The 22,430-nt window shown below is 61.1% G+C and carries 18 protein-coding genes and 2 tRNA genes; 9 read left to right on the top strand and 11 right to left on the bottom strand.

Annotation, left to right across the window (positions count from 1 at the left end; all coding sequences use genetic code 11):
* Positions 1 to 92: 92 nt before the first annotated feature.
* Positions 93 to 1,694: a glutamine-hydrolyzing GMP synthase gene (gene guaA / locus IGS75_RS11115; protein WP_174787515.1), complete on the bottom strand. Its 1,602-nt coding sequence runs from the start codon at positions 1,692 to 1,694 to the stop codon at positions 93 to 95.
* Between the two features lie 96 nt (positions 1,695 to 1,790).
* Between guaA and IGS75_RS11110 the strand changes: the two genes are divergently transcribed.
* From IGS75_RS11110 to IGS75_RS11100, 3 genes are all read left to right on the top strand, one after another.
* Positions 1,791 to 2,168: a hypothetical protein gene (locus IGS75_RS11110; RefSeq protein ID WP_202256853.1), complete on the top strand. Its 378-nt coding sequence runs from the start codon at positions 1,791 to 1,793 to the stop codon at positions 2,166 to 2,168.
* 61 nt (positions 2,169 to 2,229) lie between these two features.
* Positions 2,230 to 2,306: transfer RNA gene (locus tag IGS75_RS11105), tRNA-Arg, on the top strand.
* A gap of 35 nt (positions 2,307 to 2,341) precedes the next feature.
* A tRNA-Arg gene (locus IGS75_RS11100) sits at positions 2,342 to 2,418 on the top strand.
* Positions 2,419 to 2,450: 32 nt separating this feature from the next.
* Here the strand turns inward: IGS75_RS11100 and IGS75_RS11095 are convergent.
* The 3 genes from IGS75_RS11095 to IGS75_RS11085 all read right to left on the bottom strand — a co-directional run bounded on the left by IGS75_RS11095 (position 2,451) and on the right by IGS75_RS11085 (position 4,103).
* A complete protein-coding gene (locus IGS75_RS11095; RefSeq protein ID WP_237468771.1) occupies positions 2,451 to 2,876 on the bottom strand; it encodes a response regulator in 426 nt (141 codons plus the stop codon).
* 145 nt (positions 2,877 to 3,021) lie between these two features.
* Positions 3,022 to 3,717, bottom strand: a complete 696-nt coding sequence (locus IGS75_RS11090; RefSeq protein WP_202256852.1) for a trypsin-like serine peptidase — start codon at positions 3,715 to 3,717, stop codon at positions 3,022 to 3,024.
* Positions 3,714 to 4,103: a cytidine deaminase gene (locus IGS75_RS11085; RefSeq protein WP_202258511.1), complete on the bottom strand. Its 390-nt coding sequence runs from the start codon at positions 4,101 to 4,103 to the stop codon at positions 3,714 to 3,716. Before IGS75_RS11085 ends, IGS75_RS11090 begins: the two co-directional genes overlap by 4 nt.
* A 68-nt stretch (positions 4,104 to 4,171) precedes the next feature.
* Between IGS75_RS11085 and lysA the strand changes: the two genes are divergently transcribed.
* Both lysA and IGS75_RS11075 read left to right on the top strand, forming a co-directional pair.
* Positions 4,172 to 5,524, top strand: coding sequence for a diaminopimelate decarboxylase (lysA, locus tag IGS75_RS11080; RefSeq protein ID WP_202256851.1), 1,353 nt, complete (start codon positions 4,172 to 4,174; stop codon positions 5,522 to 5,524).
* Positions 5,517 to 8,189: a DUF4175 domain-containing protein gene (locus IGS75_RS11075; RefSeq protein WP_202256850.1), complete on the top strand. Its 2,673-nt coding sequence runs from the start codon at positions 5,517 to 5,519 to the stop codon at positions 8,187 to 8,189. Before lysA ends, IGS75_RS11075 begins: the two co-directional genes overlap by 8 nt.
* Positions 8,190 to 8,770: 581 nt before the next feature.
* Here the strand turns inward: IGS75_RS11075 and IGS75_RS11070 are convergent.
* The 6 genes from IGS75_RS11070 to IGS75_RS11045 all read right to left on the bottom strand — a co-directional run bounded on the left by IGS75_RS11070 (position 8,771) and on the right by IGS75_RS11045 (position 16,000).
* Positions 8,771 to 9,457 carry an HAD family acid phosphatase gene (locus IGS75_RS11070; RefSeq protein WP_202256849.1) on the bottom strand — a complete coding sequence of 229 codons (687 nt, stop codon included), beginning with the start codon at positions 9,455 to 9,457 and terminating at the stop codon, positions 8,771 to 8,773.
* A complete protein-coding gene (locus IGS75_RS11065; protein WP_174787514.1) occupies positions 9,454 to 10,620 on the bottom strand; it encodes an MFS transporter in 1,167 nt (388 codons plus the stop codon). The genes IGS75_RS11070 and IGS75_RS11065 overlap by 4 nt, the downstream gene beginning before the upstream one ends.
* 81 nt (positions 10,621 to 10,701) lie before the next feature.
* On the bottom strand, positions 10,702 to 11,466 hold the full coding sequence (locus tag IGS75_RS11060; protein ID WP_202256848.1) for a CDP-diacylglycerol diphosphatase: 765 nt from the start codon (positions 11,464 to 11,466) through the stop codon (positions 10,702 to 10,704).
* The gene (locus IGS75_RS11055) at positions 11,463 to 12,941 is read right to left on the bottom strand and encodes a Ppx/GppA family phosphatase (protein ID WP_141350080.1); all 1,479 of its coding nucleotides are present in this window, start codon (positions 12,939 to 12,941) and stop codon (positions 11,463 to 11,465) included. The genes IGS75_RS11060 and IGS75_RS11055 overlap by 4 nt, the downstream gene beginning before the upstream one ends.
* Before the next feature lie 5 nt (positions 12,942 to 12,946).
* Positions 12,947 to 15,106 (bottom strand): RNA degradosome polyphosphate kinase, encoded by a 2,160-nt coding sequence (locus IGS75_RS11050; protein WP_408876496.1) that lies wholly within the window; start codon positions 15,104 to 15,106, stop codon positions 12,947 to 12,949.
* A gap of 216 nt (positions 15,107 to 15,322) precedes the next feature.
* Positions 15,323 to 16,000, bottom strand: a complete 678-nt coding sequence (locus IGS75_RS11045; protein ID WP_202258508.1) for a DnaA/Hda family protein — start codon at positions 15,998 to 16,000, stop codon at positions 15,323 to 15,325.
* A gap of 213 nt (positions 16,001 to 16,213) precedes the next feature.
* On the opposite strand from IGS75_RS11045, the gene purM reads away from it, so the two are divergent.
* Both purM and purN read left to right on the top strand, forming a co-directional pair.
* Positions 16,214 to 17,287 carry a phosphoribosylformylglycinamidine cyclo-ligase gene (purM, locus tag IGS75_RS11040; protein ID WP_202256846.1) on the top strand — a complete coding sequence of 358 codons (1,074 nt, stop codon included), beginning with the start codon at positions 16,214 to 16,216 and terminating at the stop codon, positions 17,285 to 17,287.
* Positions 17,284 to 17,916, top strand: a complete 633-nt coding sequence (purN, locus tag IGS75_RS11035) for a phosphoribosylglycinamide formyltransferase (protein WP_202256845.1) — start codon at positions 17,284 to 17,286, stop codon at positions 17,914 to 17,916. Before purM ends, purN begins: the two co-directional genes overlap by 4 nt.
* A 316-nt stretch (positions 17,917 to 18,232) precedes the next feature.
* On the opposite strand, the gene ndk is transcribed toward purN, so the two are convergent.
* The gene (gene ndk, locus IGS75_RS11030; RefSeq protein WP_141350072.1) at positions 18,233 to 18,655 is read right to left on the bottom strand and encodes a nucleoside-diphosphate kinase; all 423 of its coding nucleotides are present in this window, start codon (positions 18,653 to 18,655) and stop codon (positions 18,233 to 18,235) included.
* A 147-nt stretch (positions 18,656 to 18,802) separates the two neighbouring features.
* Between ndk and IGS75_RS11025 the strand changes: the two genes are divergently transcribed.
* Together IGS75_RS11025 and IGS75_RS11020 are read left to right on the top strand one after the other, a co-directional pair.
* Positions 18,803 to 20,710 (top strand): ABC-F family ATP-binding cassette domain-containing protein, encoded by a 1,908-nt coding sequence (locus IGS75_RS11025; protein WP_202256844.1) that lies wholly within the window; start codon positions 18,803 to 18,805, stop codon positions 20,708 to 20,710.
* Between the two features lie 520 nt (positions 20,711 to 21,230).
* Positions 21,231 to 22,376 (top strand): AI-2E family transporter, encoded by a 1,146-nt coding sequence (locus IGS75_RS11020; RefSeq protein WP_141350066.1) that lies wholly within the window; start codon positions 21,231 to 21,233, stop codon positions 22,374 to 22,376.
* The last annotated feature ends 54 nt before the right edge of the window (positions 22,377 to 22,430 follow it).

Here is a 22,430-nt window from a genome sequence, read left to right as displayed (position 1 = left end):
ATCGCCAGCCTTTCAAGCAAAAAAACCCCGCATCTCTGCGGGGTTTTCAACAGGCTACAGCCTACACAAATTCATTCATGCCAGACGTGGGATCATTCCCACTCAATCGTGCCCGGCGGCTTGGAAGTGATGTCGTAGGTGACACGGTTAATGCCCCGAACCTCATTGACGATACGACCAGCAACCCGGTTCAAGAATGCGAAGTCGAAAGGATAGACTTCCGCCGTCATGCCATCCGTGCTGGTCACGGCACGCAGGGCGCAGGCCTGATCGTAGGTCCGGCCATCACCCATAACGCCAACTGTCCGCACCGGCAGCAAAACAGCAAAAGCCTGCCAGATCGCATCATACAGTCCGGCGCGACGAATTTCCTCAAGGTAGATCACATCCACCTTGCGCAGCAGGTCGAGCTTTTCTTTCGTCACATCACCCGGAATACGGATCGCCAGTCCCGGCCCCGGGAACGGATGCCGCCCGACGATGCTCTCAGGAATCCCCAGCTCGCGGCCAAGCATGCGGACCTCATCCTTGAACAGCTCACGCAGCGGTTCAACCAGTTCCATGTTCATACGGTCAGGCAGACCGCCGACATTGTGATGGGACTTGATGGTCACAGACGGACCACCGGAGAAGCTCACGCTCTCAATCACATCCGGATACAGCGTGCCCTGTGCAAGGAACTGCGCACCACCCAGCTTCGCCGCTTCTTCCTCGAAAACCTCAATGAAAAGACGCCCGATCGTCTTGCGCTTGGTTTCCGGGTCCGTCACGCCAGCCAGTTCCTTGAGGAAAAGCTCAGAAGCGTCGCGATGCACAAGACGAATGTTGAAGCGGCCCCGGAACGTCTTGACGACCTCGTCCGCCTCACCCGTGCGCATAATACCCGGATCCACGAAAATGCAGGTGAGCTGATCACCAATCGCATCATGAATCAGCTTTGCAGCCACCGAGCTATCCACACCACCCGACAGACCACAGATCACCCGACCCGAGCCAACCTGCTTGCGGATACGTGCGATTTCCAGATCGCGGAAACCGGCCATCGTCCAGCTGCCACTACAACCCGCGACATTATGCGTGAAATTGCGGATCAGGGCTGCACCATGCGGCGTATGCACGACTTCCGGATGGAACTGCACGCCATACAGACGACGTCCCTCGTCCGCGATGATCGCGAACGGCGCGCCTTCGGAATGCGCGACGGCACGGAAGCCCGGCGGAAGCTGCGTCACGCGGTCGCCGTGGCTCATCCAGACCTGCTCACGCTTGCCGCGCGCCCAGACCCCCCGGAACAGCGAGCAATCCTCAGCAATATCGATATAGGCGCGACCGAATTCGCGGTGCTCGTGATTTTCGACCTTGCCGCCCAGCTTCTGGCACATCGCCTGCTGGCCGTAGCAGATCCCCAGCACAGGGCGGTTGAGCGCAAAAACAACATCCGGAATCGGAGGCGCATTCTCGTCATGGACGCTGGCCGGGCTGCCGGACAGGATAATGCCGCGCGGATTGAAAGCGCGGATCTTTTCCTCGGTCGCCGTATAGGGCCAGATCTCGCAGTAAACGCCGCTCTCGCGGACGCGACGCGCAATGAGCTGCGTCACCTGGCTGCCGAAATCCAGAATGAGGATACGGTCTTCGTGAAGAGTTTCGTCGAGTTTTTCGACGGTGCTGGCGTCCTGCTGGGTCAATGTCATGGCCTCGCGTTCCGGTTTCATGGTGCCTTTTGAGGCTCTCCTATAAGGTGTTGTGTCGTCTGCGTCATCCATTCTGCAACACGGAACAGGAACAACATGCGTCTGCCAGCACTTTTTGCCCTCTCTGCCACGGCCCTACTCGCCGCCTGCGCCGGAACGCCCGACCCCGGCAAGGATCCCACCGGCTCCTGGGTCGGTGCGCTCGTTACGGATCAGGGCACCTGCCCGACTGAGCATCCCTCAACCCTGCGGATCCGCGATAAGGAAATTCTCTTTACGCCGGCTGACGGCGCACAGGTCCTGCGCGGCACCTACAAGCTCGGAAGCCAGCATTATCATGCCGAACTCGCCATGACGGATATAGACCATCACAACACGGCGCTCGTGTTCAACGGCTATCCGGTCGGACAAGCCATTGGCGGCATTTTCGGATCACCTTCCTGCCGGGCTCATATCACCATGACGCGAAACTGAAATTTTTTCGAAAGCGGGGTTGTCAGGTCAGTTAAGTCTCTGTAAAACCCCGCCTCACAGCGCACCCGTAGCTCAACTGGATAGAGCACCAGACTACGAATCTGGGGGTTAGAGGTTCAAGTCCTTTCGGGTGCACCAGTCTTCTCCTGATGAAGACTTTATACAATGTGTCCGCACCCGTAGCTCAACTGGATAGAGCACCAGACTACGAATCTGGGGGTTAGAGGTTCAAGTCCTTTCGGGTGCACCACATTGCTTTTCCCTTTACAATTTAGAAACGCATTAGTGTTTCAGCTGCTCAAGACAGCGATAGACTTCGTCCCATTCATACGGCTTGGACAGGAACATCGTGCCGCCCGGCAGTTGTCCCAGATCCTGAACCCGCGTCCCCGACGTCAAAACCAGTCCGATTTCCGGGCGACGCTCACGGATCAGGCAGGCAAGCGCCACGCCGTCCATATCGCCAGGCATATTTACGTCTGAAAAAATGGTGCCAATATCCGGATTTCGGGCCAGTACCTGAAGAGCCTCGTCGGCATCAGCCGCGAGAGAGGCCTCATAGCCCGCCTCTTCCAACATATCCGCTGCAAGAAAGCGCAGAAGCGCCTGATCCTCAACAACGAGAACATGCTTTCTGTTGACCCTTTTGACGTCCCCACCAAATCCTCCTTTCGGAGCTGCTCGCGACGAAGCCTCCTTCGTGGACATGACATACATGGCAATCACCTTCCGTGATTGAAAAGCCTGCAACACCCAATCGGGCGCCCTGCCCTGTGCAACGCCACGACGGGGCTCATGTTTGCATGTGTGAATTTTTTCTGACGTGCACCTGATGCATGGGAACCCGATAAACTCAATGCGGCAGCGGCGCAGCAAACCCGCCACGACCTTCCGTCGCCAGAACGTCGATCCCGACAATTCCCCACTTCCCGTCAGGCTGACGCACAAACAGCGGACCGCCGCTATCCCCCCGCGTCGCCGAGCAATCATGATGGATCAGTCCATTCAACGCCAACCCATTGATCTGACAGGAAATATCGCCATACGGAACTTCAGGCCGATCCTGCGGATATCCAACCAGCATCGCCGCAGCCCCCATCTGCGCCGAACCATAAGGGACCAGATCCCCTGACAGGGCCACTGGTCGGTCCAGAACCAGCGTAGCCCGATCGTCAGACGCGGTCCCACCTTCGTTCGCAGGATCGTATCCAGGAGCAATAACAAATCGTGTCACCTGCGCATGAAGGCGATACTGCCCCATCGCATAACCCATCAGGACATGAACATCCGCAGGCTGAATATAATGCCGGGTCGCAGGCAGCCACAGACAATGCGCCGCCGTCAGCATCACGGTCGGCGCCACGGCAAATCCCGTACAGCGTCCACCAAGAGACGTCTGGACCCGCCCCAAAATCCGCCAGGGCACCGTATTCACATCCACAACGCTGCGATGACTGTCTGTGCCGAGTCCCGGCAATACAATGGTCGGAACGGCCATCGCCCCACCGCCAAACAGACAGAGCATCAGCAACGCCCCGGCGCGTTTCATCCCAGATGATCCGGTCCGAATGCGTCAGGTAGAAGCTCGGCCAGCGTCCGGGTCAGGAGCAGATTCCCCTGCGTATCGATCATGTGAACCGGTAGCTCCGGCAGCCCGAATTCCCGCAATTTCTGCCGGCAGCCCCCGCATGGCGTGCACGGCGCATCCCCACCCACGATCACGATTTCCTCAATCCGACGTCCGCCCCCCCGTACCATGGCGGCAATCGCCCCGGCCTCAGCGCAGGTTCCCAGCGGATAAGCCGCATTCTCAACATTACAGCCGGAATGAACAACGCCCTCACACCGCAACGCGGCCCCAACCTGAAAGCGCGAATAAGGTGCGTAAGCACGCGAACGGGCCTCAAGGGCCTCTCGGATCAGTTCCTGTATCATGGCGACGATATTATCCCCTGCGAGTTCAGCTTGGAACATGCTTCCAAGAGCGATACGGTAGCATCATCATGAGTGCACCACTTCCCTCCGATCCCGCCACCGATCCGTCTTTCCCCGACATGCTGGAAACCCGTCCCTCGCTGAAGATGGACGCACGGGACGGCCTCCTGTTTGAAGGCGTGCCCCTGCACGTCATCGCAGCAGCCGTCGGCACACCGTGCTGGATCACAGGTGCCGAAACGCTTCGACGCCGCGCAAAAGCCTTGCGCGCCGCATTCGAGGCCCGGAACCTGCCGATGAACATGCATTTCGCCATGAAATCGCAGGATCATCAGGCAACCCTGACCATCCTGCGCCAGTGCGGCTACGGCGTGGACATCGTCAGCGGCGGCGAGATGCAGCGTGCGCTTCATGCTGGAATCCAGCCTTCAGGCATCGTCTTCTCCGGCGTCGGCAAATCCGATGCTGAACTGCGGGCAGCCGTCGAACACGACATCGCACAGGTCAATGTCGAGAGTGTCGAGGAGCTGTACCGTCTGGATGAAATTGCCCGCGCCTGTGGCCGCGTCGCCCGCGCTGCCCTTCGCGTCAATCCGGACGTGGACGCCGACACGCACGACAAGATCTCCACCGGCCGCGCCGGAGACAAATTCGGCATCGAGCACCGCCGCGCCGTCGCCCTGTATGGTGAAGCCGCCAACCTGAAGAACGTCCGCCTCGCGGGTCTGGCCGTCCATCTCGGCAGCCAGATGCTCACGGCCGGCCCTTTCCGCGAAGGCTATCTCCGACTGGCCGACATGGTCCGCGAAATCCGCGCAGCCGGTCATTCAGTCGAAGCCGTGGACTGCGGGGGTGGCCTCGGCATCCGCTATCGTGACGAAATCGCCCCCTCGCCCGATATGCTCGCAGGCGTCATCGCCGAGACACTTGGCGATCTCGATGTCCGGCTCAGCATCGAACCCGGCCGCTGGCTCTCCGCCCCGACCGGCCTTCTGCTGACCCGCGTGATCGAAACCAAAGCCGGCAACCCCGATTTCGTCGTGCTCGACGCCGCCATGAACGATCTCGCCCGCCCGTCCCTTTATGAATCGTGGCACGGCATCATGCCCGTTGCCCCCTCGGGCCTGACCAGTCCGACGAAACTCTGGGACATTGTCGGCCCGGTTTGCGAAAGCAGCGACATTTTCGCCCGTGACCGCGCCTTGCCTGCGGACACGAAGCGCGGGGACCTGACCGCTCTGCTCGATACAGGCGCTTACGGCTCAGTTATGAGCTCCACCTATAATTCCCGCCCATTCGCAGTGCAGGTCCTGATCGACAATGGAAAATGGGAGATCATCCGCCAGCGCCAGAGCGTTGAGGACCTGATCGCTGCCGAAACCGTGCCGAAATGGCTCACAGCTAAGGACGATCATGGCTGAGCCAAACCCGGCCCTCCACCTCAAAGCCCTGCGCCGCAAAGCCCAGCGCGTCCTCTGGTGGGAGCGTGCCTGGGAGCCTCTGCGCTGGCCCTTGCTTCTGGCCGCGTTCTACGTTCTGGCCTGTCTCGCGCGTATTCCCCAGTCCCTGCCGGACTGGCTGCATACCCTGCTGGAAGCCGGCGTTCTTGGCACAGCCTTGTGGCTAACCGTCAGCGGCCTGCGTCATGTGCCTCCCGTCAGCATTCCCGTAGCCGACCGCCGAATCGAGCATGACTCCAAACTCGCGTATCAGCCTCTCCTCAGCCTGACCGACCGGCCAGCCTTTGCAGGAAATGGCGAGCAGTCCGCTATCTGGTCCCATCATGTCGAGCGCGTCACGGCCTCGCTCGGCACACTCCGTGTTAGCCTTCCCCACCCCAAAACCAGCCTGCACGAACGGCTTGCACTCATTGCCGCTCCATTGGCCATCGTGGTTGCGGCCATTCTCGGCGGCACGCACACACCCTCACGTCTTCACGCAGGGCTGATCCCTGGCGTAGATGACGACAGCATTTCGCTCCCCGCCCTTCAGGCCTGGATCGACCGTCCGTCCTACGCTCCCGGTGCGCCGATTTTCCTTTCCGCTACGGGCCACAATACGCTTGACGTTCCACAGGGTGCCATTCTGAACGCCACCATCACCGGCGCGCATGGAAAACCCTCCCTGCACGGGATCGCCTCTCCTGAACTGAGCCGCCTCGATGCCGAGAGCTGGAACAGTCACGGCACGCTCCAGCAATCCGGCACCATCAGTATCGTCATCCGTGGCCGAACCCTCGGCTCATGGCATGTGAAAGTCGAACCAGATCTGCCGCCTACCGTCACATGGGACGGCAAACCCGGCCCGCAGAAAGACGACTGGCGCACCGGCCTGCCCTGGCACGTCCACCAGGCCTACGGCGTCGCCTCCCTCGAAGCCGAAATCAACCTTCCCGGCCTGACCCGGGGCCGCATCCTGCGCGTTCCCATCCCGCTCGATGGACACCCCAAGGACGCAAAAGGCGTCGCCACGCCGGACCTTTCCTCCGATCCGTTTGCCGGAATGGAAGTCGAAGGCCGCCTGCATGCCAAAAGTGCTTCAGGCCATGAAAGCCGCAGCGATATCGTCAAATTCCAGATCGCTGCCCGCAAATTCACTGATCCGCTGGCCCGCGCCCTCGTAGCCCTGCGTCGCCGCCTCATGCTCGGCCAGCAGCGCACCTCGCAGGCCGCAGCCGAACTGAAACTTCTGACGCAGACGACCGACGAGCGCGCCATTCTCGCATCCCTCGGCCTTGAGATCGCCTCGCTACAGAAAGACGCCCCCGATGGTTCGGCGGACCGTGTACCCGGCGAACTCTGGGCACTGGCGCTTTATCTGGACGATCTCCGCCGCGACGGACCTGAAATCGCTGATGCTGCCGCTGAAGTCCGCGCGGCTCAGCAGGGCGTGCAACAGCAGCTCGACCACATGCGGGACCTCGGAGACAAGGGACATACCCTCCCCGAACAGGAAGAGCTTCAGCGCCGGACACAGGCTCTCAAGGATGCCCTGAACCGTCGGATGCAGCTTCTGTTCTCACGCGCGGCCCAGAGCGGCATCATCATGCCTCAGTCCAGCACCAGCTCGGCCGATCCGTTCTCGGACGAAATGCGCCGTCTGCAGTCCGAAGCCAATCAGGGTCATGGCGACGAAGCCCTCAGGCGCCTCCAACAGATGGAAGACATGGCCGAGCGCATGCGTCAGGCCAGCCCCGAGGATCTCAAGGCTCTTGCCGAACAGATGAAGGCGCAGGCAGAAGCCCGTGCCCAGCGTGCGGCTCTGCATGATCTCGTCCACCGCGAAACCACCCTGCTCGACCACACACAGTCCCGCCTCTCCGCAGCCCAGAAGGCCGCAGCTCCCCCCGATGATGGCAGCCGCCCGGATATCAGCCAGATGTCCACGGCTGACTTGCTCCGTCAACTCGGCATGCAGCCTCCGGCCGGCATGGAGCAGCCTGCCAACGCCAAACCGCCCGCTCCGGTCGATCCCGCCACGGTCGCTGCACAGTCCGACGGACGCCGCGCGGACCATGCCCTGCAACGCGCGCTACAGCGCGTGAATGACATCCTGAGCCACCGCATCAAAGATCTGACCGGCAAACCCGCTACAGCCTTCGACAAGGCGAAAACGGATATGCAAACCGCGCGTGAAGCGCTCGCTGACCGTAAGGACGCTGAGGCCCAGACCGCCGAGCAGAAAGTCCTCGCCGATCTGTCCGAGGCCGGAAAGCAGATGCGCCAGAACCAGAAATCCGCTGGATCAGGCAAGGGACAGGGGGGCAGCCTGAGCTTCATCCCGTCCGGTGGCGCAGGTGGTTCCGGCAAACCCCAGCATGGTGCGAAAGGCCAACAGGGCGATAACGGCGACCAGCCCCAGGCCGGCGACGAAGACGGCGATGAGGACGATCAGAAGGATCAGGATCCACTCGGCCGCAAATTGGGCGAAGGCGACAAGGGCAAAGATTCTGACGCGCACATCCCGGACAAAAGCGCCCGTGACCGCGCCCGCGACATCGAACGCGAACTTCGCCGCCGCGCCTCGGACCGCACCCGCCCGCAAAGCGAACTGGACTATCTGGAACGGCTCCTCAAATCGTTCTGACAAAAAACCCGGTACCTTCATGGCACCGGGTTTTTCCATATCCAGTCCTTAATAGGCATAAGCGGTTATTTCACGCCCCCGCTGCTTGCTTCTCAATCTGAGCAGCCCCGGGTAACATACCGTGCATCTTCCAGTTGGAATCAGCGACCAGGATCGCGCACAGATCACTCCAGTAGAGTGTGACGTCTAAATGTGAATTGGTGCTGTTACACCAGATCACAGGGAGCGATGTCGAAATGCTGTCGAAATCGGATGCGCCGAATGGCCTCAGCACAGGGATCGACAATCAGAAACCAAACGGGCCGGTCGCAGGCGCAGCCTCTGGCTTCGATCTTGCCCGTTGCCAGAGGGGCGCAACAAGCCCGGGCAGTCCATCAATATTTTCAGAAATCGGGGATGCTTTGCCTGTCCAGACGAGACAGAACACCTGAGGCTCTGTGCTTCGCACTTAACAGGCCTGCGCCTCTAGACGCCCTTCAGGCCCGGACCACAAAGCCCGCGCCGCCCCAGCGCCCAACACGAAGACATGCAGGAACTGAGTGCGGCGCATACCGGCTTATATTTTAGAAAATCACATAACGTTATGGAATGCGATAGAATGGATTGGGCAGAAGAAAGCCCTTTTTCGCATAGCCCCCACTCAGATCGGATGGCTGATCGCCAAGGCTTGCAATGATCGTATAGCCCTTACGCTCGATCCTCTCACGGGTCGGCGCTTTATACATCGCAGCATAACCATGCGACGTCATCGGCCGCAGATACAGTCCGTCCCAATGCGGTATTCCCGCCAGATGCAGGTTCCGCTCCGTGGCCTCGCGCTCGTCCTCATGCCTTCCCGTCACGAAAAATACCGCGACATGATGAGCCTGCGCGTCCTCGATCAGCGCCCGCATAGAGGCAAAAGCAGGAGCCCGCCCACTCTTCTCCCAGGCATCCACGCCACATGGTCCCTTGGGCAGCGCATCGCAGGAACCAGCCGCGATATATCCGAAATCATTAGCCCGGATCTCATCCCAGTTGGACAACGTCGTCTCGTCGATATCGAGCACAATGGCGGGGCGACGCGTCTTCGGCGCAGTCTCGTCAATCCACTGACGGGCCTGTGCAACAACAACATCGAAATCGTGCTGATAGTCACCACTGTCGTGATAGGCGCTCGCGGCCAGAATGGCATCGCCCACATTCGCGGGCTGTGCGGCCATGGCTGCCAGAGGCGCCATGACGCCACCAACAAACAAGCTGGTGGCGAGCAGAAGAGAACGGATCATGGAGGAGCCACCTTTCGTGACAGAAGAACAAGCCCGACCCCAACCAACGCCAGAGCCGTGCCAATGACGGAAACACCGCCATAGCCCAACCCCATCGACAGCGCGATACCACCCAGCGCCGCGCCAATAGCGTTTCCGAGATTGAACGCGCCGATATTCATGGACGACGCCAGCGCCGGCGCATCATGCGCAGCCTGCATCACCCGCATCTGCAGCGCCGGCATGAGCGCAAACGTGGACGCGCCCCACAGAAGCGATGCAAACAGCGCGCCCGGAACGGTCTGCGCCATCCAGGGAAAGATCAGCATGATGACGCCAAGAATAGGGAAAAAGACCAACAGACTTCCATCCAGTGACTTGTCAGCACTCCGTCCCCCCACAGCATTGCCAATGGAGAACCCAACACCCGTAAGCATCAGCGCCACGGTAATGACCGTCGGGCTGGCATGGGTGATATGCTCAAGGATCGGCGCGATATAGGTGTAGAGCACGAACATCGCTCCCGCCCCGATCGCGGTCGTCAGCAGCGCGAGCAGCACATTGGCCTTCACCAGAACCCGCAGTTCACGCCCGACTTCCGGAGTCGGACCAATCTCACGGGACGGAAGCGCAAGCTGCACCGCCAGCATGGTCACCAGGCCCAGCGTCGCCGTTATGGCAAAGGCGCTGTGCCAGCCGAAATTCAGCCCCAGCCACGTCGCCGCCGGAACACCGATGATATTGGCAATCGTGAGCCCCATGAACATGGACGCCACCGCACTCGCTCGCCGCGAGGGTGCCACAGACAACGATGCCTCAACCGCGCCAAGACCGAAAAACGCCCCATGCGCCAGACTGGTCAGGACACGGGCAGCAAACAGCAGCTCATAGCTGTTGGAAACAGCGGACAGCAGGTTTCCCGCCACATACAGACCCATAAGCAGAATCAGGGCCAGTTTGCGCCGGAACCGCGCCATCAGCAGCGTAATGACAGGGGCACCAATCATCACGCCCACCGCATAGGCCGTCACCAGACCACCAGCCTTGGGCACACTGACCTGAAGACCATGGGCGATGACGGGCAGAAGACCCATCGGGGTAAATTCTGTCGTGCCGATGGCAAAGGCGCCAACAGCGAGCGACAGCAGTGGCCAGTTTGGTGGCGATTTTGCTGCCAGTTTCAAGACCGGTCTCCGGGAATGCAGATTGTTCGAGATTGATCGAACACTGCCATACCCGAAACCCCGGAACAACCAAAAGTTGTTTTACATCATGCCGTTGGGATGCTCCCCCATGTCCATGCCATCCATGATCATGGTCTTGTGATGCGGATCATCGAGATGGCAGTCATGATCCTGAAGCTCCTCGCCCGACCCGTGATCGAACACATGCGCCATATCATCGAGCAGGATGAACCCGCCATGCTTGGCCGGCGTCACGACGAGCGTGTGAATGGACATGTCATCGGCAGAAATCACCCGGAACGGTGACGGGTCCAGAGAGGCCACGATCCGCGCCCGATAGGGATGACCATACAGCGAAACCAACGACCAGTTTTCTGTGATCATGTTTTTATCGAGTTCGGCGCGGGCATAAGCCGTCAGACAGTCCACATGGATGTGCAACTGATCCTGCGTCCGGCCAGGACGGGAATTGATCGCCATCGACAGATGCTCGTCCGGAATTTCGAACCCATAGGCCTGCGCCACATGTGCCCGCTCACCCCAGGCTTCCGCGAAATAGTTCGGTGTTTCCGACTTCAGCAGAACGGGATCTTCAACGCCAGGAACCTTCTGCGTCGGGATGACAAGATACTGCCCGTGCCCCGTATGATCCTTGAGCAGGGCGTAACCTTTCTTCTCGTCGTAAACCGTGCAGGGTTTGTGCTCCGCATCCAAAGCGCAGCGGCTGTGCACAATCTTCCACAGCGCACCCCGGTCATGGGACTTGCCACATCCTGACAGCCCGAACGCAACCGCTGCCGCGACAAGACCAACCCTGGCTGCCGCCCCGTAATTCCGCAAACTCATTCTTCCCTTACCTGCCACTCAAGCTGCATTGCAGCCGCCAGCCTCTCGAAACGACGACGGACCGCACTGCCTGCCGCCCGGACGCTGCGCGCGCCCAGAACCAGCACGAGCGTTCCATCTTCCACGAGAAGCCTGCACTCATCGAGCAGAACCTTCGTCCCTGCACAGAGTGTATACGCCAGCCGAAGCGCCAGACCCAGTCGCACCGCACGCTCGATTTCCGAACGCGACAGAAGCTGCCGGGAAGGTTCGATCAGGGGAGAATCCATCGAGACTTCATAACGTACTGCCAGAGTCAGACCGACGAAGGCCCGTGCACTATGATCAAAGCCCACGCCATGCCCATGCATCATACGCCGGTAAGTCTGCTCCGCCCGGTATTCAGGATGATCATAAGAGCCGATATCGGACAACATGCAGGCCAGTTCGCGAAGGCGCTTCTGGGTCCGGGTCTCATCGCGGAACAGCGGTGCTGTCCAGCTCACCAGAGGCTCTGCCAGCGACGCACTGCGCGCCAGACGGTTGGCCATCTCCGCCGCTAGATCCGTCATCGGATCAAGATCCGCTACCGAAGAGGCGACATGGCGCATGTACCAGCCCTCGCGCAGCCCATCGACGCTGAACACGACCTTGGACGGACGGACCCTCTCCATCAGGCACCGCAGCACGACGGCCGCAAACGGCGCATCCGCCAGACGTTTGCGCGGCGCCCCGGGAAGCTTCTCCAAAGTGCGCCGGGGCGAGGCGATGACCCAGTCCGCCATCTCCCGCGCTTCCCCTTCCGAGAGAGTAAACAGATGCACGAGGTTCAGCGGATACTGCGTCCGCGCAATCTGTAGGCGTGCCAGCGCACGGAACGCTCCACCCACCAGATAAAGCGGCCGGCCCGTCATACCCGGCAGCCAGTTCACGGCGGCGAGAAGCTCATTTGCAATTTCCGCAGCGCGCTCAATGCTGCCTTTGGCGCGATCATGCAGCCGGATCACACCCAACTTGGTCGTCACGGCCTCAAAATACTGACCATCAGCCACGTGGATCAGCTCAAGGGATCCACCCCCAATATCGGCCACCAGCCCGTTCGCTTCCGGCAACCCGCACAGAACGCCACGCGCCGCATAATCAGCTTCCTCGGTTCCTTCCAGAACCCGGATCGGCACCCCTGGCATCCGGGCACGGATCGCATCCACAAAGTCCGGACCGTTGGACGCGTCACGGACCGCTGCCGTGGCGAGAACCTCGAAAGGCTCGGCACCCATAGCGCGGGCAACGGTATGGAAGCGCCCCAGCACATCCATCGCCAGCGCCACGCCCTCGTCATTGAGGCGCCCGGTCGCATCCAGACCACGCCCCAGCTTGAGCGTGACCTTCTCGTTGAAAATTGGAAGGGGATTGCGTGTCACCCCTTCAAAAACAACCAGCCGGACCGAGTTTGAACCGAGATCGACAATAGCGGAACGCTGTGAAGATGAGGACATGCAGATCAGTCTTCCAGAATCCTGTCAGGCCGTTCACGGGGGCGGTGCGCCTCCGGAAGAACCTTTTCCCGCGCAGCCGAGCCTCGGCCGGACAGGGACGGATTGTTCATGAAGTATTCGTGAGCGGAGAAAGGATGTGCGCCCGGCGAAACCCGATGCCAGTAGCCGTCCCTCGTGAGCGTCCAGCTCTGAAGGTTGTCCTTGATATTCATCGTCATGATCTGGCCAAGAATCTGCGCATGGACCGTCGGGTTCGTGATGGGCACCATGGCTTCTACCCTCCAGTCCATGTTTCGCACCATCCAATCTGCAGAAGAAATGAACACTTTTGCCTTGTGAGACGGCATCCGATGCCCGTTTCCGAAGGCAAAAACCCGCGCATGTTCCAGAAAACGCCCGACAATCGACTTGATTTCGATATTATCCGAAAGCCCCGGCACACCAGGACGCAGACAGCAGATTCCCCGGATAATCCCGATGATCTTCACCCCGGCCTGGGACGCCTTGTACAACCGGTCGATCAGCTCCGCGTCCACAAGGCTGTTCATCTTCAGCCAGATCCGGCCCGGCCGCCCAGCCTTTGCATGGTCGATCTCGTCCTGAATCAACTGCTCCAGTGTGGAGCGGATGGTAATGGGCGAGAACGCCAGCGCATCCATCTTCGCCGGGATGGCATAGCCCGTCATGTAGTTGAACAGACGCGCCGAGTCCGATGCCAGCTTCGGATCACAGGTAAAGAACGACAGATCCGTATAGATCCGCGCCGTGATGGGATGGTAATTCCCCGTTCCGAAATGCGCATAGGACCGGAGCGACCCGTTCTCACGACGAACCACAAGGCTCAGCTTGGCATGCGTCTTAAGATGCGCAAACCCGAACACAACCTGTACGCCCGCTGCTTCAAGCGCACGAGACAGGCGGATATTAGCTTCCTCGTCAAACCGCGCACGAAGCTCGACCATCGCCGTGACCGACTTCCCGGCCTCAGCCGCCTCGATCAGCGCATGAACGATCGGACTGTCGCGAGACGTCCGGTACAACGTCTGCTTGATCGCCAGCACATTCGGGTCCAGCGCGGCCTGACGCAGGAACTGCACCACGACGTCAAAGCTCTCGAAAGGATGATGGACCAGCATGTCCTTCGCCCGGATCGCCGCAAAGCAGTCGCCGTCATAATCCAGAACACGCTCGGGAAAGCGCGGCGTATAAGGCGGGAACACCAGATCCGGACGGTCATCCACGATGAGCTGCTTGAGATCCGTCAAGCCCACGAAAGAGGGCAGAACGACAACATCCTCTTCGCCCACGCCAAGCTCTTCGCCCATCTCGCGACCCAGCGTGTCCGGCAGCTTACGATCCAGCGCAAGATGAATGCACACACCGCGCCGACGCTGCTTCAGAGCCGTCTCGTAAGACCGCACCAGATCTTCGGCCTCGTCTTCGAACTCCACATCCGTATCGCGGATTACACGCAGCACACCGGCAGCCCCGATCGCCAGACCCGGGAACAGACGCCCGGCAAACAGCGTGATGAGATCCTCAAGCAGCACGAAGCGGATCTGGTCCGGCGTCTCCTGCCCTTCCTTCAGTCGTGCTGGCAAACGCAGGAACCGGGGCACCTGCGCCGGAAGCAGGATCAGACCATCCATGACATGCACCGAGGACGCAGCGTCCTTTAGGCGCATGTGCAGCGCGAGGCCCATATTGGGAATGAACGGCAGCGGATGGGACGGATCGACCGCCATCGGCGTCAGCACCGGGAAGACCCGCTCGTCAAACAGCGTGGACAGCTGTGCCAGATCGGTCTCGTCCAGAGAGTCGGTCGGCAGGATGACGATACCCGCCTCCTTCAGCTCTCCTTCCAACAGATGCCAGACACGCTGCTGCTCGGCCAGAAGATGCCTGGCCTTCTGCCGGACCTGTACAAGCTGCTGGGCAGGCGTCAGCCCGTCAGGGCTACGGACAGCCGTCCCCTCACGAACCTGTCCCACCAAGCCAGCCACACGCACGGAATAGAACTCGTCGAGATTGCTCGAGCTGATGGACAGGAAGCGCACCCGCTCCAGCAGCGGATTGCGTGGGTTTTCCGCCTCATCGATGACGCGCTGGTTGAAATCGAGCCAGGACAGCTCCCGGTTGAGAAACCGCTCCGGCGATGTCGGCATATGCGCGTAGTCTTCAGCCCGTGCCGCGGCTGTCTGCCGGCGGCGTCCGCGGTTCTGCGCCGGGCTCACGGCATTGCGGGATTTGCGGGGGGAACGGCGACGCGGAACAGGCCGGGAATCTTCAGTCGTCACAATGGGGTCTTCCGGAACACACAGAAATACGGATCGCATGAAAGGTCATACTGCCGGATAGGCATGTCAAACGGAGTTTTTGTGTCACTCCCATGACGCCTCCCCCTCGGGCGTCAGAAGATCCGGCAGCATTTCCATCGCCAGTGCCCGCGTAATCGGCTGCTTGCGCGCCAGAGCAGCCTCATCCAGTCGCTCCACCGCGGAGACCAGCGCATTGCCCGTCCGGGGCAGATGCCGCCACAGCCATTCCGTCACAGTCTGCGACACTACAAGCTGCCGGTCGGCCAGCAGAGACAGCAGCAGTGTCGCCCGCAGATCATCCTCAGGCTCACCCGTCGCCGTGGTCGCCGTCGCCCGCAGGCGGCTCGCCAGATCAGGAAGCATGAAATGACTGCGCGACGGTGGCAGCCGCCCGGCCATCAGTACCCTGTCCCCTTGGGAGAATGCATCGTTCAGCAAATGCAGCATGGTCGCCTCATCTCCCGGCGAATCGGCATTGTCGATCGCAAGATTGCCCTGAACCCGGATCCGCCCACCTGCCGAAGACGTGGAAAACAGCCGCGCATCCAGCACCGTAGCATCATGCTCATGCGCCCAGGCCGTCAAAAGATGCGTCTTCCCCGTTCCCGAAGGCCCCCAGAGCCAGAGACGCCCATCCGGCCACTGTCTCCTCGCCAACCAGGCCCGTGCAGCCGCATTGGATGGCCCGTTGATGAAACGCTCGGACGTCATGGCCGTCACGCGACGCAGCGGAAAAGCCATCTGAACGGCTGGTCGCCCCTCTGGCCGCACCTGATGATACTCCCGGCCGACAGCCCCGGATTCCGGAACCGCATCCCCGTCCGTGGCCCTGCCCGTATCCCGTTTTGTCATCCCAGGCCCCTTTTTCCTGCCGTTACGCCTTCAAACAGGCGTTCCGCCAGCGGGCAGGATGCTCTAGAACGGCGTCACGTCAACCAGCGGGAACCTTCGACCATGACCGATCAGCCTGACATCTCCCCCGGCACGAGCTGCGGCGCAAGCTACGCACAGGCCGGCGTGGACATCGCCGCAGGCGATGCGCTGGTCGATGCGATCAAGCCCGCAGCCAAGGCCACGAACCGTCCCGGCACCATGGGGGGCCTCGGCGGCTTTGGCGCACTTTTTGATCTGAAGGCCGCAGGCTTCACTGATCCCGTCCTCGTCAGCTGCACCGACGGCGTCGGCACGAAGCTGATGGTCGCCATCGAAGCCGGAAAACACGATGAGGTCGGAATCGATCTCGTCGCCATGTGCGTCAACGACCTCGTGGTGCAGGGCGCGACGCCACTGTTCTTTCTGGACTATCTTGCAACCGGAAAACTCTCCGTCGAGGCCGCCGCCACAGTCGTAAAGGGCATCGCCAAGGGCTGCGCCGAATCCGGTTGTGCCCTCGTCGGCGGTGAAACGGCCGAAATGCCCGGCATGTACGCCCCCGGCCATTACGATCTCGCAGGTTTCAGCGTGGGCGCTGCCGAGCGGAACAACCTGCTCCCCGCCAACATCGCCGAAGGCGACACCCTGATCGGCCTGCCGTCGTCCGGCGTCCATTCCAACGGCTTTTCGCTAGTCCGCGAAGTCGTGCGCCGCTCCGGCCTTGGCTGGAACGACCCGGCCCCCTTCGCCGAAGGCCACACACTGGCCGAAGCCCTGCTGACGCCCACAAAACTCTACGTCCGAACGGTTCTGGACCTGCACGCCAAGGGTCTGCTGAACGGCTGCGCACACATCACAGGCGGCGGCCTGCCCGGCAACCTGCCCCGCGTCCTGCCCGAAGGCCTCGGCGTACGCATCGATGGCTCCGCATGGATCGTTCCGCCCGTATTTTGCTGGCTGGCCGAAACCGGCAACGTAGCCGCCGATGAGATGCTCCGCGTCTTCAACTGCGGCATCGGCATGGTGCTCGTCACCTCCGAGCCCGAAAAGGTCATGGCGGAACTGGATGCGCGCGGTGAAACCGGCTTCCTCATGGGCCAGATCGTCCGCTCCGACGACGCCTACACTCTGACAGCACCGGTCTCCTTCACATGAAGAAGCCGCATTCCAGAAGCAGAGCGAAAGCTCCGGCCAAAAAGACCGAAAAAGTCCCCATCGCGATCCTCATCAGCGGCCGCGGCAGCAATATGCGCGCCCTGATCGAAGCCTGTGCCCGACCGGACTACCCCGCCGAAATCGTGCTGGTTCTCAGCAACCGGCCGGACGCCCCGGGACTTGAAGTCGCCGAAGCCGCGGGCCTGAAAACCCTCGTCATCGACCACAAACCCTTCGGTAAGGACCGCGAGGCCCACGAACGCGAAATCGACGCTGCCCTTCAGGCTTCCGGCGCCATGCTGGTCGTCCTCGCCGGCTATATGCGCGTGCTGACACCCTGGCTGGTCAAGACCTGGGAAGACAGGATGCTCAACATCCACCCCAGCCTCTTGCCCGCCTTCCCCGGTCTGCACACTCACGAAGCCGCCATCAAGGCCGGTGTGAAAGAGCATGGCTGCACGGTCCATCTCGTCACGTCTGGCGTGGACGAAGGCCCCATCCTCGGACAGGCCAGCGTCCCCGTTCTGGAAAACGACACGCCTGAAACCCTCGCCGCCCGCGTTCTGGAGCAGGAACACCTGCTTTATCCGGACGTGCTGGAAATGATCTGCGACGTTTTCGCGAAATAAAGCATCTACCGTGGCCCTTTACGGCTTTGCCTAAACGTAAGGGCCACCCTTTTCGATCGCCCGAGCAGCGAGCCGGCCCGTAAGGCAGAAGCTTCAAGCAAAAAAATCATCTGGATATCTGTTCCTGCAAACCAGCCGGTTTTCGCAAGCCCGCTCTCTCAGAAATCCATGTTCAGCAGCGATTGCGCCTCTACATACTCAAGGCGATCTTTCTGAGCAGAGGTCGCCCCGCCCCTTAAAACAAATACAAAACAACAAAAAAGGCGCGGACCAAAGCCCGCGCCTTTCCTTCAAGACAGAAAGTCCGAACCGCAGATTACGGCAGGATTTCAGTCTCGGCGAAGAAGAAGGAAATCTCGTTCTTCGCGTTCTCGAGGCTGTCCGAACCATGCACGGAGTTGGCTTCGATGCTCTCGGCGAACAGCTTGCGAACTGTGCCTTCAGCAGCGTCGGCCGGGTTGGTGGCGCCCATGACTTCACGGTTCTTGGCGACAGCGCCTTCACCCTGAAGAACCTGCACGACAACCGGCTCGGCGATCATGGAGGACACGAGGCTGCCGTAGAACGGACGCTCCTTGTGAACCGCATAGAAAGCGCCAGCCTGCTTCTCGGTCAGGTGGATGCGCTTCTGGGCAACGATACGCAGGCCAGCGCCTTCGAACACGGCATTGATCTTGCCGGTCAGGTTACGCTTGGTTGCGTCGGGCTTGATGATGGAAAGCGTGCGCTCGAGAGCCATCTTTCTTCTCCTGGTTAGGACCGGCCCCTTTCCGGGACCAGCGGGTAAATACCGCCGTTCCACTAGAGCAAATTCATCGTTCCTGATAGGTCTGTCGCAGTATTTTAACGTCCCCTGTTTTTTTTCTTCCGACTGATCGAGGCGCCTGTGAGCCTGCTCACCATCACCGACCTGACCCTCCGTATCGCGGGCCGTACCCTGCTGGACAATGCGTCCCTCAGCGTGGATCCGGGACGCAAGATCGGTCTGATCGGCAAGAACGGTGCTGGAAAATCCACCCTCCTGGCCGCAATCGCCGGTGATTTCGCCCCCGATGGTGGCACCATCACCCTCGCCGCCCGCGCCACGATGGGCCGTGTCAAACAGGAAACACCGTCCGGCAGCACCTCCATCCTCGATACAGTCCTGGAAGGGGACCTCGAACGCACGCGCCTGCTCGCAGAAGCCGAAACCGCGACCGACCCGGCCCGCATCGCCGACGTCCACGAACGCCTCATCGCCATCGACGCCTACACTGCCCCCGCCCGTGCCGGTGCCATCCTGTCCGGCCTCGGCTTCGATCAGGACGCACAGAACCGCGCCGTTTCGGACTTCTCGGGCGGGTGGCGGATGCGCGTGTCGCTTGCAACAGCTCTGTTCCTGAACCCCGATCTGCTGCTGCTTGACGAACCGACGAACCATCTCGACATCGAAGCTACGCTCTGGCTGGAATCCTGGCTCGCGAAGTTCTCGGGTGCAGCGATCATCGTCAGCCATGACCGCTCCCTGCTCGACAATACCGTCGATGCCATCGCTCATCTCGATCACCAGAAAATCAGCATCACCCCCGGCGGCTACGACAATTTCGTCCGCATCCGCACGGAACAGGCGCTTCAGCAGAACCGCGCTGCGGAGCGCATCGCTGCCCAGCGCGCCCATATGCAGTCCTTCGTGGACCGCTTTCGCGCCAAGGCCACAAAAGCCAAGCAGGCTCAGGCCCGTCTGAAGGCTCTCGAACGCCTCCCCCAGATCGACAGCGTCGTGGAAGACACCCCCACCTGTTTCTCTTTCCCCGAGCCGCAGCCCCTGCCCCCGCCGATGCTGAGCCTGAACAATGTGAGTCTCGGCTATGATGGCCGCGTCGTGCTCAAGGGGCTGAACCAGCGTCTAGACATGGAAGACCGGATCGCCCTGCTCGGCCAGAACGGACGTGGAAAATCCACCTTCGCGAAGCTTCTGGCCGGTCGACTGGAGCCGATGTCGGGCACCTACACGCATTCCCCCAAGCTGAAGATCGGCTATTTCGCCCAGCACCAGAGCGACGAACTCGTCCTGACCGACACACCCATCGACCACATGAGCCGCGCCATGCCGGACGCGCTCCCCGCAGCCGTCCGGGCCCAACTCGCCCGGTTCGGCCTCGATGAAAACCGTGCGGAAACAAAAGTCGGAGAGCTCTCGGGCGGCGAAAAGGCCCGCCTGCTCCTCGCTCTCTCCACTCGCGAAGCCCCACACCTGCTGATCCTCGATGAGCCAACCAACCATCTCGATCTCGATGCCCGTGACGCCCTGATCCGCGCGCTATCGGCATTTGAGGGCGCTGTCGTCCTCATCAGTCATGACAGCCATCTCGTGGAATCGGTGGCTGACCGATTCTGGCTTGTCGAAGACGGCACGATCGCTCCCTTCGAGGGCGACATGACCGAATACCGTGCCTGGCTCCTCGAACGCGCCCGCAAGGCCCGCGCCGAGATGGCCGAGCGCAACAAGGCCGTGACGACATCAGACAACAACAGCTCCTCGTCGGCCCAAAAACGAATCGACCGCAAGGAACAGACCCGCGCCCTCGCCCCTCTGCGCCGCAAAATCCGCGACGCAGAGAGCAAAATGGCCCAGCTCACCGGGGAGAAGACAAAAATCGAGGCCAGACTCGCCGATCCGGCCCTCTATCAGTCCGGCGACGCCTCGGAAGTGACGTCCCTGAACGTCCATCTCGCCGCGCTCAACGCCACCCTCGAAACCGTTGAGGAAAACTGGCTCGAGGCCCAGGCAGAGCTTGAAGATGCCACTGGCTGAAGCTCTGAGATTTCTTGACAGGGAACCATCAACGGCGGCACCGCGACCAACACGACGGCCGGGAAGAACGGCACGCTCGATCTAAACTTCCTGCACTACAACAGCATTACGAAGGCCACGATCAACAACGACTATCTTGCAATCACCAGAAGCCGCGGAAAAACTGCCTTCAAACTGGCTTACAATTACAGCAGCTATGCAGGCCAGACCGTAACCCTGTCGCGCAACACAGACGGCAGCACACTCGTCCATCTTCCAGGAAGGCCCCTTCCTCCCGGATCGCCACGCCCGACGGCGAGCGCGCTCTCAAGACGTTCGAGAGCGTCGACAGCGTCGTCACCCCATGCGCTGGAGCGCCGACAACACCACGCTCAGACTGGGCTCCGGGCAGTCCGTCCGGTCCCGGTAGTCTCCGCGGTGCCCTGCGTACCCGCTGGCAAAAGAAGGGGGGACCATTGACCCCCCTTTCCTCTGCCCATAAGCCAGTTGGCACCGACTGACCAAGGACAGACCTTTCCCCATGCCCATCTCCTTTTCCGATCAGGCAGAACGCAGCGAGACGGAACCTCGTGCGCGGGAACTGTCCAAAATCGCCGGTTTACTGCGCATCACGCTAACCCTCACACTGGGCCTTCTGGCGATCTGGCTAATCGGCGATGTCCTGGCCGTGATCTTCGCCTCCGCCCTCGTGGCGATCGTCCTGCACGGGCTGGCGCGCATGCTCCGGCGTCACGTTTCCGTCATCCCGTATCAGGGAGCAGTCGCCCTGGTCACTGTCGTGATCCTGGTGGCTCTGTTCAGTCTGGGCTGGTACAGCGGCCCGGCCATCAGCGACCAGTTCATCCGACTCAAACAGGCCCTCATCACCCAATCCGGCGAACTGCGCACCCATCTCTCCGGCTCAACGCTCGGACAGATGGTTCTCGATCACCTGCCCTCGTCGCTGGGCGGCAATGCTGCAAGCAACGCAAGCCTCGGCTCATTGGGCTCAGGCCTCGCAGGCTCGGTCACGGGACTTCTCAGTTCCGTGTTCGGCATCCTCGGAACCCTTCTGGTGGTCCTGATCGCCGGGCTGTATTTCGCACTGAGCCCGGCCGTCTATATCGACGGCGTGCTGCGCCTCGTCCCCACTCAGCACCGCCCCGCGGCGCGAGAACTGATGTTGACCGCCGGCTCCACCCTCTGGGCCTGGACCGCCGGACAGGCGCTGGACATGCTGGTGGTCGGGATGCTGTCGGGGATTGGTCTTTCGTTAATCGGGATCCCGCTAGCCCTAGCGCTGGGCGTCGTAGCAGGCCTGTGTAATTTCATTCCCTATATCGGCGCCATTCTCGGCGCAGTTCCCGCCGTCCTGCTTGGCCTGTCCCTAGGCACCCACGAAGCCCTGTTCGTCGGCATCCTGTACTGCGTGATCCAGTTTTTCGAAGGCAACGTCCTTGCCCCGCTGATCCAGCGCCGCGCGGTTCACATGCCCCCCGCCCTCGCCATCCTGTCGCAGACAGTCTTTGGCTCCATCCTCGGCGCGCCCGGCCTGATCCTGGCGTCCCCCATCACGGCTGCCCTGCTGGCCATGGGTGACAAGGCCACAGCCCCACTCGAAGACGAAAACCAGACCCGCCGCGCCGTCGGGGAAGTCACGGAAGAAGAAGAAAAACAGCAGGAATGATTTTCTGCTTGCTTCTGACGTAAGGTCATCACCCTTGATGATGCGTCAGGAGCC

It is taken from the genome of Gluconobacter sphaericus (genome assembly GCF_016757795.1).
GTDB classification, from domain to species: domain Bacteria; phylum Pseudomonadota; class Alphaproteobacteria; order Acetobacterales; family Acetobacteraceae; genus Gluconobacter; species Gluconobacter sphaericus.
The sequence above is the reverse complement of the archived record's forward strand: the minus strand, read 5'-3'. Positions and strand labels throughout refer to the sequence as shown.

What these genes read in the sequence shown, in the direction of transcription:
- IGS75_RS11070 (WP_202256849.1), bottom strand. Translation starts at nt 9,457, where the DNA reads ATGATCCGTTCTCTTCTGCTCGCCACCAGCTTGTTTGTTGGTGGCGTC.
- IGS75_RS11045 (WP_202258508.1), bottom strand. Translation starts at nt 16,000, where the DNA reads ATGGCTTTTCCGCTGCGTCGCGTGACGGCCATGACGTCCGAGCGTTTC.
- IGS75_RS11090 (WP_202256852.1), bottom strand. Translation starts at nt 3,717, where the DNA reads ATGAAACGCGCCGGGGCGTTGCTGATGCTCTGTCTGTTTGGCGGTGGG.
- ndk (WP_141350072.1), bottom strand. Translation starts at nt 18,655, where the DNA reads ATGGCTCTCGAGCGCACGCTTTCCATCATCAAGCCCGACGCAACCAAG.
- guaA (WP_174787515.1), bottom strand. Translation starts at nt 1,694, where the DNA reads ATGACATTGACCCAGCAGGACGCCAGCACCGTCGAAAAACTCGACGAA.
- IGS75_RS11055 (WP_141350080.1), bottom strand. Translation starts at nt 12,941, where the DNA reads ATGTCCTCATCTTCACAGCGTTCCGCTATTGTCGATCTCGGTTCAAAC.
- IGS75_RS11110 (WP_202256853.1), top strand. Translation starts at nt 1,791, where the DNA reads ATGCGTCTGCCAGCACTTTTTGCCCTCTCTGCCACGGCCCTACTCGCC.
- IGS75_RS11075 (WP_202256850.1), top strand. Translation starts at nt 5,517, where the DNA reads ATGGCTGAGCCAAACCCGGCCCTCCACCTCAAAGCCCTGCGCCGCAAA.
- IGS75_RS11085 (WP_202258511.1), bottom strand. Translation starts at nt 4,103, where the DNA reads ATGATACAGGAACTGATCCGAGAGGCCCTTGAGGCCCGTTCGCGTGCT.
- lysA (WP_202256851.1), top strand. Translation starts at nt 4,172, where the DNA reads ATGAGTGCACCACTTCCCTCCGATCCCGCCACCGATCCGTCTTTCCCC.
- IGS75_RS11060 (WP_202256848.1), bottom strand. Translation starts at nt 11,466, where the DNA reads ATGAGTTTGCGGAATTACGGGGCGGCAGCCAGGGTTGGTCTTGTCGCG.
- purN (WP_202256845.1), top strand. Translation starts at nt 17,284, where the DNA reads ATGAAGAAGCCGCATTCCAGAAGCAGAGCGAAAGCTCCGGCCAAAAAG.
- IGS75_RS11050 (WP_408876496.1), bottom strand. Translation starts at nt 15,106, where the DNA reads ATGCCGACATCGCCGGAGCGGTTTCTCAACCGGGAGCTGTCCTGGCTC.
- purM (WP_202256846.1), top strand. Translation starts at nt 16,214, where the DNA reads ATGACCGATCAGCCTGACATCTCCCCCGGCACGAGCTGCGGCGCAAGC.
- IGS75_RS11020 (WP_141350066.1), top strand. Translation starts at nt 21,231, where the DNA reads ATGCCCATCTCCTTTTCCGATCAGGCAGAACGCAGCGAGACGGAACCT.
- IGS75_RS11095 (WP_237468771.1), bottom strand. Translation starts at nt 2,876, where the DNA reads ATGTCCACGAAGGAGGCTTCGTCGCGAGCAGCTCCGAAAGGAGGATTT.